Raw genomic sequence first — 13,436 nt, 5'->3', positions numbered from 1 at the left:
GTGATTGTTATGGGCAGAAATCGGACAAGGCTGCGCCGTGCCCCGTGTTGAAAAACACGAGGTCGGGCAGGGGTGTGGTTGTGGTTTTTATTAGAGGGGTTGCGCGTAGACCTGCCGACCGGCGAACCAGGTCTGTAGCACTTGGGTTTCATGCAGGGCTTTTTCGTCGATGCTGAACACATCACGATCGACCACGATGAAGTCGGCCTGTTTACCGGCGCTCAGCGAGCCGATCTGTTTATCCAGGCCAAGGGTGCGTGCGGCATTGAGCGTGTAGGCATAGAACATGGTTTCGCGGTCGATGCGTTCATCGGCGTTGAGCACCCCCAGCGGACCCACCCGCGTCATGGCCTGGGCCATGGCGTTCCACGGGTTGGGCGAAGACACTGGCCAGTCACTGGCCCCGGCGATGGTCGCGCCCTGTTTGAGCAAAGAATGCGCCGGGTATTGGTAACGGAACGCCAGGGCGCTGACGTAAGGCTTGATCATGTCCGTGGTGTAATCGTCGGCGCTGGCCCAGAGCAGTTGCATCGAGGCGATGACGTCGAGCGGTTTGAAGCGGGCGAATTCTTTCGGATTGACGATCTGCAGGTGCGTGATGGAGTGGGTCACACCGCTCTGTCGGTCTTTGCGCGCCTGGGCGATGCCGTTCAGCGATTCGCGGACCGCGCGGTCGCCGATGGCATGGATGTGTACCCGCCAGCCGCGCTGATCGATGGCGCTGACCAGCTCGCCGAAATGCTTCGGGTCGATCAACAGTTCGCCCGGTTTGTGCGAGTTGGTGTACGGATCGATCATCGCGGCGCTCTGGGCCGGGTACTCGATCACGCCGTCAGCGAAGATCTTGATACCGGGCAGCGTCAGGTTGGGGATGCCCTGGAATTGTTGGCGGACCTTGTCCAGGGTGTCGAGATCGGACGGCACGCTTTTGCCGTTGGCCACCAGCAGCGCCGCGACGTGAGCGGTCATGCCGCCGCTTTCGGACAGGGCCTTGTACACCGGCAGGACACCGACGGTTTTCTCCGTGGGTTTGAGTGCAAACACCGGCTCGCCGGGCGCGGCGTTGGCGGCCGGGTCCATCCAGGCGGTGATGCCCAGGCTGTTGTTGTAGCTCACGGCGGTTTGCGCCGCCTTGAGCATGTCAGTGGCGCTCGGCGAGGGCATTTTCGCGGCCACGCGGTCCCAGCCGGCGTCCACCAGGAAGCCGTTGGGGCGGCCGTCGGCGAGTTTGCCGATGGTGTCTTTCTCGGCGCCTGGCAGTGTTTTCAGCAGCGCCGCATCAATGCCTGCGCGCTTGAGCATCACGTTGTTGGCCCAGGCCGTGTGATGGTCACTGCCGGTGAACACCACGGGCACGTCGGCCCATTCGCCGCTGTTGAATTTCTTGCCCAAGGCATCAGATTGCGCCCAGTAGGCCGAACTCATACCGGCCACGCTCAGGATGTCGCCGTGTTTGGCCTTGCCGTCTTCACGCCAGGCCCGCAGGCGTTTTTCCAGTTCGTCCAGATCGACCACTTCATCTTCCATGTTGGCCGAAACCATCTCCAATCCGCCGAAGATCGCGTGGGAGTGGGTGTCGATCAGGCCTGGCATCAGGGTCTTGCCACCCAGGTCGACGACCTTGGTTCCCGAATCGATCAGGGCCTTGATCTGCGCATCGCTGCCTGCTTGCAACACTTTACCGTCCTGTACCGCCAGCGCCTGGACCTTGGGCTGGTTGCGGTCGGCAGTGAAGATCTTGCCGTTGAACAGCACCAGGTCAGTCGCGGCCATGGCTTCCAACGAGGCAAAACTGACTGCCACCAGCAACAGATTCGGGATGAATTTTTTCATTGAATGTTTCCTTGTTATTGCGTCTGATGGCCAGACTAGTGGCTTACCGCGCTCGGCAGAACGCCTCGCTCACGAAAAACGTTTTTGCCTGAATGGAAAAAGAATGGACAAGCTGGGTGCACTGAAAATGTTCGTGGTCACCGCACAACTGGGCAGCTTCAGTCGCGCCGCCGAGCAGTTGGGCAAGACCCCGTCGGCCCTGACCAAAGCGGTCAATCACCTGGAAGCGGAACTCGGCGCGCGATTGTTCGAGCGCAGTACCCGGCGGATCTTGCTCACGGAATCCGGGCGGCTGTACCTGGAAACCGCGCGCCAGGTATTGCAGCGACTGGACGAGGCCGGCGAGGAAATCGAGCAGTTGCAGCACGGTTTGCGCGGCAGTCTGAAAATCACCGCGCCGCTGGCCTATGGGCAGGCCTTTCTCGATCAGGTGTGTGGCGGTTTTCTCGAGCAATACCCGCAGATCAACCTGCAAGTGGACCTGTGTGACGAGTTCGTCAATCTGCTGGAAAGCGGCTACGACCTGGCCTTGCGTGAAGGGCATGACGACTTGCCGGGGTTGATTGCCCGCGTCGTTGGCAGCAATCGCCTGGCGCTGTGCGCCAGCCCGGAGTATCTGGCGCGCAAGGGGCTGGCGGTCACCCCGCAGACCCTCGATGAGCACGAATGGTTGCTGTACCGCCATCCTTTGCTCAGCCGCGAATTCTGGTGGGCCGAGCGCGACGGCCAACGTTTGAGCTTGCCGCAACCCCAGGCACCCCGCTTGCGCAGCGACAACTACGACTTACTGCTGGCCAATGCCCTGGCCGGGCGCGGGTTGCTGCATACGCCGTTGTGGAGCGCGGCGCCGTACATTGCCGAAGGGCGCCTGGTGCGGGTGATGGCCGACTACGACATCGACCCGGACAGCTTCGGTCCGCACATCCTGGCGGTGTACCCCAGCCATCGGCGGGCCACGGCCAAGGTGCTGGCGTTCATCGATTACATCACGGCGTTTCTGGCGGAGCCTCTGTAGGAGCGAGCATGCTCCGGGCGGCGTTCCGACGATGGTCGTCAACGATAACGCGGGGGGCCTGATACCCCGCAACGGCCTCGGGTTTTTCGCGAGCATGCTCGCTCCTACAGGGGGTAGGGGCTTGCCAGGAAATTGCGGAAAGAGTACAAATGTACTCCATGACGACATTAACTCCCCGCCGTACCGCCATCCTGACTTTTATCCGTGATCGAATCGCGGAGCATGGTCAGTCCCCGAGCCTCGCTGAAATCAGCGAGGCGTTCGGCTTCGCCTCCCGCAGCGTCGCGCGCAAGCATGTGCTGGCGCTGACCGAAGCCGGTTTTATCGAGGTCAATCCACATCAGGCCCGGGGCATTCGCTTGCTCGGCCAGCCGCCGCGTCCCGAGCTGCTGGACATCCCGGTGCTCGGCCGGGTGGCGGCCGGTGCGCCGATCGGTGCCGATGCCGAGGTCCATAGCCGCTTGTTGCTCGACCCATCGATTTTCTCGCGGGTGCCGGACTACATGCTGCGGGTGCGCGGCGACTCGATGATCGAGGACGGCATTCTCGACGGCGACCTGGTGGGCGTGCACCGCAGCCCCGAGGCCATCAATGGCCAGATCGTCGTGGCGCGGCTCGACGGTGAAGTCACCATCAAGCGCTTCGAGCGGGTTGGCGACCAGGTTCGCCTGTTGCCGCGCAACCCGGCCTATCAACCGATCATCGTCGAGGCCGACCGGGACCTGGCCATCGAAGGGGTGTTCTGCGGCCTGGTGAGGCAAGGCTGATGGGTGCCGTCGTTGCGCTGGATACGCTGTTCAATGGCGGCCAGGTCTGGAGGGGCCGGCCTGCGCCGCCGGCCGCCAGCCCGCAACCCACCGGCCATGCCGCACTGGATGCGGCACTGCCCACGGGCGGTTGGCCGGAGGCGGCGCTGACGGAAATCCTCCTGGCCGGGCAGGGCGTGGGCGAGTTGCAACTGGTGTGGCCGGCGCTGGCGCGGCTATCGGCGGCGGGCGAGCGCATTGTGCTGGTGGCGCCGCCCTGCGTGCCATACCCCCAGGCCTGGCAGAACGCCGGGGTCGATCTGCGCCAGTTGTCGATCATCCAGGCCAGCGAGCGCGATGCGTTGTGGGCGGCGGAACAATGCCTGCGTTCGGGCAGTTGTGGTGCGGTGCTGTGCTGGCCGCACAAGGCCGATGACCGCGCCTTGCGCCGCTTGCAGGTGGCGGCGGAAACCGGCTCGACCCTGGCGTTCGCCTATCGCTCGCTCAGCGAAGCGATCAACCCTTCGCCAGCGGCCCTGCGTATCGCCATCGATGCCAAGCCCGCGCAATTACGGGTGCTCAAGTGCCGCGGCGGATTGGCCCGCTCGGCGCCGATTGCCTTCGCCGTGGGGCATTGAGGTTGCCATGCGCTGGGTCTGTATTCTGTTTCCGCAATTGGCGCTGGACGCGGTACTGCGTCAGCGCGCCGACCCCCAGGAGCCGCTGGCACTGCTGACCGGCCCGGCCCAGCGGCGGGTGCTGCAGGCGGTCAATGGCCCGGCGCGGGCGCTGGGTCTGCGCCCTGGCCAGTCCATGAGCGCCGCCCAGGCCTTGAGCAAGGGCTTTGCCACCGCCGAGTACGACGTCGCGGATATCGAACACTGGCAGCAATTCCTGGCCGCCTGGGCTTATCGCTTCAGCTCCCAGGTCAGCGTGCATTATCCGCGGGCGCTGGTGTTCGAAATCGAGTCCAGCCTGGGACTGTTCGGCCCCTGGCCGCAATTCGAGGCGCGCCTGCGCAGCGAACTCGGCGAACTGGGGTTTCGTCACCGCATCGTCGCGGCGCCCAATCCGGTGGCGGCGCGGATGCTGGCCAACGCCTACGACGGCCTGGTGGTGGCCGACGAGCAAGCCTTGCAGCATCACCTGGGGCACATGCCCATCGACCGCATCGGTCTGGCGGCCAGCGTGGCCACGGCGTTGTCGCGCATGGGCCTGCGCACCTTGAGCCAGATGCAGGCGTTGCCCCGGCACAGCCTGGCCCGGCGTTTCGAGGCCCAGGTGCTCAAGCACCTGGATGAATTGCTGGGCATACGACGCCTGGCGCTGGCGTTCTACCTGCCGCCGGACCGTTTCGATGTGCGCATCGAGCTCAATTTCGATGTGCAGTCCCATCAGGCCTTGCTGTTTCCGTTGCGTCGCCTGACGGGGGATCTGTCGACGTTCCTGTGCGGTCGGGACAGCGGTGTGCAGCGTTTCGACCTGCACCTGGAGCACGCCGGATTGCCGGACACGCTGATCAAGGTCGGCCTGCTCAGTGCCGAACGTGATCCGGCGATGCTGTTCGAACTGGCTCGGGGACGTCTGGAGCAAGTCCAGGTCGAAGCCCCTGTGCGCGGTTTTCGCCTGCGCGCCGAAGATTTGCCGAGCTTCGTTCCGCAGTTTCAGGAGCTGTTCGACGATCGCCCGCAGCAGACCTTGCCCTGGGAGCAACTGCGCGAACGCCTGCGCGCACGGCTGGGGGATGATGCCGTGCAGGGCCTGCGCTTCCAGGCCGATCACCGGCCTGAGTGCGCGTGGCAGGCCAGTGCCGACAGCCAGCCCGGTGCGCGATTGCCGACCGTGCAGCGACCGGGCTGGCTGCTGACCGAACCGCTGGCGGTGCACGAAGGCTCGACGCGCATCCTCATGGGGCCGGAACGCATCGAGTCCGGTTGGTGGGACGGCGATGACGTGCGCCGTGATTACTACTTGATCGAAACCCGTGCCGGCCAGCAGGGTTGGGCCTACCGTGCGGTGGGCGAGGGTGGTCAGTTGTGGCTGCAGGGCTGGTTCGCGTGAACGCCGGATATGCCGAGCTGCACTGTCTGTCGAACTTCAGTTTCCAGCGCGGTGCTTCCAGTGCCCTGGAATTGTTCCAGCGGGCGAAAAAACAGGGCTACCAGGCCCTGGCGATCACCGACGAGTGTACCCTGGCGGGTATCGTCCGCGCCTGGCAAGCGGCGAAGTCCGTGGAGCTGCCACTGATCATCGGCAGTGAAGTGCGCGTTGAGAACGGCCCGAAGCTGGTGTTGCTGGTGGAAAACCTCGAGGGTTACCAGACCCTGTGCCGACTGATCACACGAGCTCGACGTCGTACGCAAAAAGGTCAGTATCAAGTGCTGCGCGAAGACTTCGACGAAGCATTGCCAGGACTGTTGGCGCTGTGGGTACCGGACGCGGTCAATGACCTTGAGCAGGGCCATTGGTTGAAGCAGGTCTTCGCCGAACGCCTGTGGCTGGCGGTCCAGCTGCATCGCGGCCAGGACGATACCCGACGACTGAATGATCTCCTGGCGCTGGCCGGGGAACTGCGGATACCCGCGGTGGCCAGCGGCGATGTGCACATGCATGCGCGCGGGCGCCGGGCCCTGCAGGACACCATGACCGCGATCCGTCATCACCTGCCGGTAGCCGATGCCGGACTGCGCCTGCACCCCAATGGCGAACGGCACCTGCGCGGCCTCGATGTGTTGCGCGAGCTCTATCCGCCAGCCTTGCTCGACGAAACCCTGGACATTGCCCGGCGCTGCACCTTTGATCTGGGTCAGTTGCGTTATCAGTATCCGCGCGAACTGGTGCCCGATGGGCACAGTGCAGCGTCCTGGCTACGGGAATTGACTGAGCGGGGCATGCGCCAGCGCTGGCCCCAGGGTGCGAGCGAGAAGGTCCGCGGGCTGATCGACAAGGAGCTGGGGCTGATTGCCGAGCTGGGCTACGAGAGTTATTTCCTCACTGTCCAGGACATCGTCGCCTTCGCCCGGCGCGAGAAAATCCTCTGTCAGGGCCGAGGCTCGGCGGCCAACTCGGCGGTGTGTTTCGCCTTGGGCATTACCGAGATCGACCCCGACCGGATGAACATGCTGTTCGAGCGCTTTCTTTCCAAAGAGCGCGACGAACCGCCGGACATTGATGTGGACTTCGAGCACGAGCGCCGTGAAGAAGTCTTGCAGTACGTGTTCCAGCGCTATGGGCGGACCCGCGCGGCACTGACTGCCGTGGTCAGCACCTACCACGCGGCCGGCGCTGTGCGTGATGTGGCCAAGGCGTTGGGGTTGCCGCCGGACCAGATCAATGCCCTGGCCGATTGCTGTGGTCACTGGAGTGATGAAACACCGCCCGTGGAGCGCCTGCGCGAAGGCGGTTTCGATCCCGAGAGCCCGGTGTTGCGCCGGGTATTGAGCTTGACCGGGCAACTGATCGGTTTCCCCCGGCACCTGTCACAGCACCCCGGTGGTTTCGTGATTTCCGAGCATCCCCTGGACACCCTGGTGCCGGTGGAAAACGCTGCCATGGCGGAGCGCACCATCATCCAGTGGGACAAGGACGATCTGGACGCGGTCGGCCTGCTCAAGGTGGATATCCTTGCATTAGGCATGCTCAGCGCGATTCGTCGTTGTCTCGATTTGCTGCGTCGTCATCGCAACCTGGACTTGAGCCTGGCAACGATCCCCTCCGAAGACCCATTGACCTACGACATGATTGGCCGTGCCGACACCATCGGCGTGTTCCAGATCGAGTCCCGGGCACAGATGTCGATGCTGCCCAGGCTCAAGCCCCGCGAGTTCTATGACCTGGTGATCGAGGTGGCCATCGTTCGCCCCGGTCCTATCCAGGGCGGCATGGTGCACCCGTACCTGCGGCGGCGGAACAAGGAAGAGCTCGAAAGCTATCCCTCCGAAGAGTTGCGCGAGGTGTTGAAGCGCACCCTCGGCGTGCCGCTGTTCCAGGAGCAGGTCATGCAGATCGCCATCGTCGCCGCCGACTACAGCCCCGGCGAAGCCGATCAGTTGCGCCGCTCCATGGCGGCCTGGAAACGCCATGGCGGACTGGAACCGCATAGGGATCGCCTGGCCGCCGGGATGAAGAAAAAAGGCTACACCGCCGATTTCGCCGCGCAGATCTTCGAACAGATCAAAGGCTTTGGCAGCTACGGTTTTCCCGAATCCCATGCCGCCAGTTTTGCCTTGTTGACCTACGCCAGTTGCTGGTTGAAATGCCACGAACCGGCGGCCTTCGCCTGTGCCCTGATCAACAGCTGGCCCATGGGTTTCTACAGCCCGGACCAGATCCTGCAGGACGCGCGCCGTCACCATTTGCAGATTCGTCCGGTAGACGTGCGGGCCAGCGACTGGGATTGCAGCCTCGAACCGATTGCCGGTGCGCAACCGGCGATTCGCATGGGCTTGCGCATGATCAAGGGCTTTCGGCAGGACGATGCCCGGCGCATCGAGGCGGCGCGTTCGAAAGGCGCCTTCGTCGACATCGCGGACCTTGGCGAACGGGCATGCCTGGATGCCCGCGCCCAGGAACAACTGGCCGATGCCGGTGCCTTGCGCGGGCTGGCCGGTGACCGGCATAGGGCGCGCTGGGAAGTGGCGGGGGTGCAAAAGCAGCTCGGCCTGTTTGCCGGCCTGCCCCGTCAGGAGGAAGGCGCGGTGGCGCTGCCCAAACCCACGGTCGGCGAAGACCTGTTGGCCGATTACAACAGCCTCGGCACCACTCTCGGGCCGCATCCGCTGGCCTTGTTGCGTGGTGAGTTGAAAGCCCGTCGCTGCCGCAGTTCGAAGGAGTTGCTGGAGGTGGAGCACGGGCGACCGGTCAGCGTCGCCGGGCTGGTAACCGGCCGACAACGCCCGAGCACCGCCAGTGGCGTGACCTTCGTCACCCTGGAAGACGAGTTCGGCAACGTCAACGTGGTGGTCTGGCGCGACCTGGCCGAGCGCCAGCGCCAGGTGCTGGTGGGCTCGCAGTTGCTCAAGGTCGATGGGCGCTGGGAGAAGGAGGGAGAGGTGCGGCATTTGATTGCCGGGCGCTTGAGCGACTTGAGTCCACTGCTCGACGGCATCAGCGTGCGCAGCCGGGATTTCCGCTGACCCCCGCACACAGATCGTTCCCACGCTCCGCGTGGGAACGCCGCCGGGGACGCTCCGCGTTCCGCTTCTGTAGGTGACGCGGAGCGTCACGGGATGCATTCCCACGCGGAGCGTGGGAACGATCAGTGGGAAGACGGTTACTTGGCGATTGGCCAAAACCGCTCGCCACCCCCCGGCGCATCCGTCCACGCCTGCAACGAGCGGGTCGGCAGGTCGAAATAATCCCGGGTACGCGCATACCCATGCCCACCCATCCGCCCGATCGCATCAAGCCCGAGTTGATCGATGTACAACGTCTTCGGGTCGATCAGCTCATCACGCACATGGGCCATCAGCACTTCACCAAAAATGATCTCCCGCGACTGACCGATGTTCAGCGCCATCATCCGCCGGCATTCCAGCGCCACCGGTGCCTCGCCGATGCGCGGGCATTTGACCGAGGTGCCAGGGATGGCGGTGAGGCCGGCGGCGGTCAGTTCGTCGAAACCGGGGGCGAAAGGTACGGCGCAGACGTTCATGGCTTCCACCAGGGCATCGCTGACGATGTTCACGGTGAACTCCTGGTTGAGCTGGATGTTGCGCGTGGTGTCCTTGGGACTCTGGTCGCCGTAGTTCTCCACGCCCAGCGCAAGGATCGGCGGATCGGCCGACAGCGCGTTGAAAAAGCTGAACGGTGCGGCGTTGACGCGGCCTTCAGCGTCGACGGTGGTGACCAGTGCAATCGGTCGTGGCACCACGCTGCCGATCAGAATCTTGTACTTGTCCCGTGGGCTCAGTTGGCTGAAGTCGAAGCTTTGCATGGGCAGAATTCTCTAAAGGAGTGGATCGATGGCGCACAGCGGCACCTGTGCGCTGTAGTCGTCGGCGAACGGGATGGCCGGCTGGAACAGAGTCCTCCAGTCCGGTTGGCCGAAGGCCCGGTCGCTGTGGCTGCGCATCAGTTTTTCGAATTGCTGTTGGGCCTGGCGTTGCAGGGCGGGGTAGTCGACACCCCGTACCTGACCGTCCTGCATCACGCAGCGGCCATCGATGTAGCTAGCGATGCAATCGTCACCGCGCCCGGCCAGGAGCAGGTTCTTCAGCGGGTCGAACAGCGGCCCCAAGTGCAGTCCGCGCAGGCTGAACACGCTGATGTCGGCCTTGGCCCCCGGTGCCAGGCGACCAATATCTTCGCGGCCCAAGGCCTTGGCGCCGCCGAGAGTGGCGGCGTTGTACAGGTCCAGCGCGCTGGTGAGCGTATTGCCGCCCTCCATCAAGCGCGCGATGTTCAAGCCCTGGCGCATGTTGTCCAGCAAGTCCGCCGGCCAGGTGTCGGTGCCCAGGGCGAAATTGACTCCCTTGGCGCGATAGCGACCAAACGAATTCAGCGCCTCGCCATCGCGGGCAAACACCACCGGGCAATGCACCAGGCTGGCGCCACCATCGACCACGCGTTGCAGGTCGTCATCGCCGTGGGTGTAGATGCCGTGGGGCAACAGGCTGCGCGGGGTCAGCAGGCCCAGATCCTGCAGCCAGCCCAGCGGCGAACAACCGCGAAGTTGTTCCACCATCGCCACTTCGCCGAGCCCCTGGCAGCAATGCAAGCGCATCGGCGCGTTGAGTTCCCGGCTCAGTGCAGCAGTGCGTTGCAGCAACGCTGGCGTGCACGTCTGGATGCGATCCGGCAGCAGAGCGCCGCGGATCAACCCTTGATGAGCACCGTCGAAGTCCTGGAAAAACCGCTCGGTCGCATCGAGCCCGGCCAGGCCCCGGGCTTCGTCCCAGTGATGGGCCAGCGTGCCGTCGGCCTGCCAGTAACTCATGCCGCTCATGTAGCAGGGGCCGAGGTAGGTGCGCAGTCCCAACTCGGCCGCCACGCCGGCCACCGCGGCAAACTCGTCGTAGGTCTCGGCCCACTCGCGGTAGTACATCGAGGTGATCGGCATGGCTGTGGTGATGCCGTTGCGGATCAATTGGGTGAAGGCGTAGCGGTACTTGAAGACTTCTTCTTCGGGGCTGTAGCTCTCCCGTGGACCGCGCGCCAGATACTGCGCCGACCACATCCGGCCCATGTCGCGCTCGTCGCCGTTGTCCAGGGTCAGCACCGTGGAGTCGAGATCGCCCAGGGCATCCAGATCGATGAAGCCTGGACCGATCAGCGCGTTGCCGTAATCAATCCACTGATCCACCGGCCCGGGAAAATCACGCCCGACAAACACAATGCGCGAGCCTTCAAACACCACTTCGCCGTTGCGCCACAGCACATGTTGCGTGCCGTCGAAGCCGACCACGCAACTGGCCCGAAGTCCGATGCGCTTCACAAACGACTTTCCAGTAAACGACCGCCGGAAGCGATCAACTGCCCGCCGCGATAGACCTCGCGCGGTGGCCGTGAAACCACGGCTTCGCCCAACGTCTGCACGGGCATCAACAGGAAGTTCGCCGGTTGGCCAATCTCCAGGCCAACACCGTCATGACCCAGCGCCCGGGCACCATTGACCGTCGCCGCCTCAAATGCCGCCGCCAGTTCTTCGTCCTTGTTCAGATCGAAACGAAACGCCAGCAACATCGCCCGCTCCAGCATGTCGCCGTTGCCCATGGGCGACCAGGCGTCGCGGATGCCGTCCGAACCCAGGCACACATTCACGCCAACCTCGCGCAACGCCAGGAACGGCGGCACCGCGCAATCGGCCGGCGCCGAACTCATCAGCGAAATGCCCAATATTGCCAGGCGTTCAGCCACCGGTTTGACCTGGCTCCACGGCAACATCCCCAGGCAATAGGCATGACTGATCATCACCCGGTCTTGAAGACCGAAGCGCTGGGTGTAATCGGCGATCAGGGCGATCTGCCACAGGCCCAGCTCACCCTTGTCGTGCAGGTGAATGTCGACGCCACGGTCGAACTCGCTGGCCAGTTTGAACACAAAGTCGAGTTGCGCGATCGGGTCGTTGTCGATGCCACACGGGTCAAGGCCGCCGACGTTCTCGACGCCCAGGGCCATGGCTTCGCGCATCAGTTCGGCGGTGCCGGGGCGGCTGATCAGGCCGGTTTGCGGGAATACCACCAGTTGCAGGTCGATCAGGTCGCGGTATTGTTCCTGCAGTTGCTGCATGGCTTCGACATGGCGCAGGCCGAATTCCGGATCGATATCGACGTGGCAGCGCAGGGTCAGCGAGCCGCGGGCGATGCAGTTTTCCAGCAGGGCACCGGCGCGTTGCGCGATCGGTACGGTGACTTCGCGCAGGATGCGCCGCTCGTTGGCGATGTAGTCCTTGAGGGTGGGACCTGCGCTGTTCGGGCGCCAGGGCTGGCCCCAGAGGGTTTTGTCCAGGTGCACGTGGCTTTCCACCAGGGCGGGGGTCAGCAGCTGGTTTTGGCCGTCGATGTCGGTGGCCGACAAGGCTTCGTTCGAAGCGGGACGGCGTTGGCTGAACCGGCCGTTCTCGATCAGCAGGTCTTCGGCGGGGGCGCCGTAGGGGCGCACGTTGCGCAGCCAGCGGGGTTGGGTCATTGCATACCTCAAATTCTGTGTTGTTTGGGCGGGCCTCTTCGCGAGCAGGCTCGCTCCCACAGTGGTTTTATGTGGGACACAGAATCTGGGGTAACCCCCGAACCCTGTGGGAGCGAGCCTGCTCGCGAAGCCGCGACTCGGTTTCGGATCAGCCCTTGAGCTTCGCCCAAATGCGGTCCTGCAGCTCACGCGCCTTGTTGCTGCATTCCTTCTCCGGGCGCAGGCGCGAGGCGAATTCGTCGGGCATGTTGATGGCGTCCATGACTCGCCACTTGGCATCGATCAGCTTGTCGCTCTGGATGCCGTTGGCGTAGGCAATGGCGTTGGACACGGCGGCGGCGTTTTCCGGTTTCATCATCCAGTCGATGAAGATCTTCGCGTTGCCGGGGTGCGGTGCGCTTTTCGGCACGGCGAAGTTGTCCTGGAACATCGCCAGGCCTTCTTTCGGATACACGTACTTGATGGTGCTCTTCTGCAAGGTGGCCCGGGCGGTGGAGCCGTTCCAGTTCTGCATCATGATCACTTCACCGGAAGCCATGCGGTCGACGGTGTTGTCCGAGCTGTACATCTTCAGGAAGGGCTTCTGTTTTTGCAGCAGTTCGAGAATGCGCTTGGCGTCCTGCGGGTTTTCCGTGCATTCGTCGACGTTCAGGTAATGACTGGCGGCGTTGATCACGCTGCTGGAGGTGTCGAGGGCAGCCAGCTGCCCTTGCAGTTCCTTGCGTGGTTCGAAGAACTCTTTCCACGAATCGTCCAGCTTGCCGCCAGGCACCCGCGCGCTGTCATAGGAGAACCCGGTGCTGCCCCACAGGTACGGTGCCGAGAATTTGCGGCCAGGGTCGAAGCTTGGGTCGCGGAACGCCGGCTTGACGTACTGGAAGTTGGGCAGGGTCGAGGCGTCGATTTGCAGCAGCAAGTCCTGGTTGATCAAGGTGCGCATGATCGATTGCGACGGCACGATCACGTCGTACGCCGCACCACCGGCCTGCAATTTGGCCAACAGGGTTTCGTTGCTGTCGTAGCCGTCCATGGTGACCTTGATCCCGGTCTCCTTTTCGAACTTGGCCAACAACTCGACCGGGTAGTAATCGGTCCAGTTGTAGAAGAACAGCTCCTTGGGCTCGGCGGCGTGGGCGCTGAATGCGGTGAAGCAGCTCAGGGCCAGACTGGCAACGGCGAAACGCAGGCTTTTCACTTTCATGGACGAACACTCC

10 protein-coding genes are annotated in these 13,436 nt (G+C 63.8%); 5 read left to right on the top strand and 5 right to left on the bottom strand.

What is annotated here, in order from left to right; genetic code table 11:
- Window positions 1-90 precede the first annotated feature (90 nt).
- Window positions 91-1,833 carry an amidohydrolase gene (locus HGP31_RS17350; protein WP_168758284.1) on the bottom strand — a complete coding sequence of 581 codons (1,743 nt, stop codon included), beginning with the start codon at window positions 1,831-1,833 and terminating at the stop codon, window positions 91-93.
- A 103-nt stretch (window positions 1,834-1,936) separates the two neighbouring features.
- On the opposite strand from HGP31_RS17350, the gene HGP31_RS17345 reads away from it, so the two are divergent.
- The 5 genes from HGP31_RS17345 (at window position 1,937) to HGP31_RS17325 (ending at window position 8,729) form a co-directional block, all read left to right on the top strand.
- Window positions 1,937-2,848, top strand: a complete 912-nt coding sequence (locus HGP31_RS17345; RefSeq protein ID WP_020800858.1) for a LysR family transcriptional regulator — start codon at window positions 1,937-1,939, stop codon at window positions 2,846-2,848.
- A 149-nt stretch (window positions 2,849-2,997) separates the two neighbouring features.
- Window positions 2,998-3,615 carry a transcriptional repressor LexA gene (gene lexA / locus HGP31_RS17340; RefSeq protein ID WP_020795462.1) on the top strand — a complete coding sequence of 206 codons (618 nt, stop codon included), beginning with the start codon at window positions 2,998-3,000 and terminating at the stop codon, window positions 3,613-3,615.
- Entirely contained in the window at window positions 3,615-4,232 is a 618-nt protein-coding gene (imuA, locus tag HGP31_RS17335) for a translesion DNA synthesis-associated protein ImuA (RefSeq protein WP_020795461.1), read from the top strand. The genes lexA and imuA overlap by 1 nt, the downstream gene beginning before the upstream one ends.
- Window positions 4,233-4,239: 7 nt before the next feature.
- Window positions 4,240-5,655, top strand: coding sequence for a Y-family DNA polymerase (locus tag HGP31_RS17330; protein WP_033041994.1), 1,416 nt, complete (start codon window positions 4,240-4,242; stop codon window positions 5,653-5,655).
- Complete coding sequence (locus HGP31_RS17325) at window positions 5,631-8,729, top strand: error-prone DNA polymerase (RefSeq protein ID WP_168758283.1); 3,099 nt, start codon at window positions 5,631-5,633, stop codon at window positions 8,727-8,729. Before HGP31_RS17330 ends, HGP31_RS17325 begins: the two co-directional genes overlap by 25 nt.
- A 137-nt stretch (window positions 8,730-8,866) precedes the next feature.
- Here HGP31_RS17325 and HGP31_RS17320 read toward each other — a convergent pair whose 3' ends face one another.
- The 4 genes from HGP31_RS17320 to HGP31_RS17305 form a co-directional block, all read right to left on the bottom strand.
- Window positions 8,867-9,529 (bottom strand): flavin reductase family protein, encoded by a 663-nt coding sequence (locus HGP31_RS17320; protein WP_020795458.1) that lies wholly within the window; start codon window positions 9,527-9,529, stop codon window positions 8,867-8,869.
- Between the two features lie 12 nt (window positions 9,530-9,541).
- Complete coding sequence (locus tag HGP31_RS17315; RefSeq protein WP_033044732.1) at window positions 9,542-11,029, bottom strand: amidohydrolase family protein; 1,488 nt, start codon at window positions 11,027-11,029, stop codon at window positions 9,542-9,544.
- On the bottom strand, window positions 11,026-12,222 hold the full coding sequence (locus HGP31_RS17310; RefSeq protein ID WP_033044731.1) for an amidohydrolase family protein: 1,197 nt from the start codon (window positions 12,220-12,222) through the stop codon (window positions 11,026-11,028). The genes HGP31_RS17315 and HGP31_RS17310 overlap by 4 nt, the downstream gene beginning before the upstream one ends.
- A gap of 148 nt (window positions 12,223-12,370) precedes the next feature.
- Window positions 12,371-13,423, bottom strand: a complete 1,053-nt coding sequence (locus HGP31_RS17305) for an extracellular solute-binding protein (protein ID WP_033040925.1) — start codon at window positions 13,421-13,423, stop codon at window positions 12,371-12,373.
- Window positions 13,424-13,436: the final 13 nt, after the last annotated feature.

The sequence above is a fragment of the Pseudomonas umsongensis genome (genome assembly GCF_012647205.1).
Lineage (GTDB): Bacteria > Pseudomonadota > Gammaproteobacteria > Pseudomonadales > Pseudomonadaceae > Aquipseudomonas > Aquipseudomonas umsongensis.
Note: the sequence above shows the minus strand (reverse complement) of the source record. Positions and strands in the feature narration are given on the sequence as shown.

Coding starts and splice junctions, on each gene's coding strand:
- HGP31_RS17350 (WP_168758284.1), bottom strand. CDS start 1,833: ATGAAAAAATTCATCCCGAATCTGTTGCTGGTGGCAGTCAGTTTTGCC.
- imuA (WP_020795461.1), top strand. CDS start 3,615: ATGGGTGCCGTCGTTGCGCTGGATACGCTGTTCAATGGCGGCCAGGTC.
- HGP31_RS17320 (WP_020795458.1), bottom strand. CDS start 9,529: ATGCAAAGCTTCGACTTCAGCCAACTGAGCCCACGGGACAAGTACAAG.
- HGP31_RS17310 (WP_033044731.1), bottom strand. CDS start 12,222: ATGACCCAACCCCGCTGGCTGCGCAACGTGCGCCCCTACGGCGCCCCC.
- lexA (WP_020795462.1), top strand. CDS start 2,998: ATGTACTCCATGACGACATTAACTCCCCGCCGTACCGCCATCCTGACT.
- HGP31_RS17305 (WP_033040925.1), bottom strand. CDS start 13,423: ATGAAAGTGAAAAGCCTGCGTTTCGCCGTTGCCAGTCTGGCCCTGAGC.
- HGP31_RS17330 (WP_033041994.1), top strand. CDS start 4,240: ATGCGCTGGGTCTGTATTCTGTTTCCGCAATTGGCGCTGGACGCGGTA.
- HGP31_RS17345 (WP_020800858.1), top strand. CDS start 1,937: ATGGACAAGCTGGGTGCACTGAAAATGTTCGTGGTCACCGCACAACTG.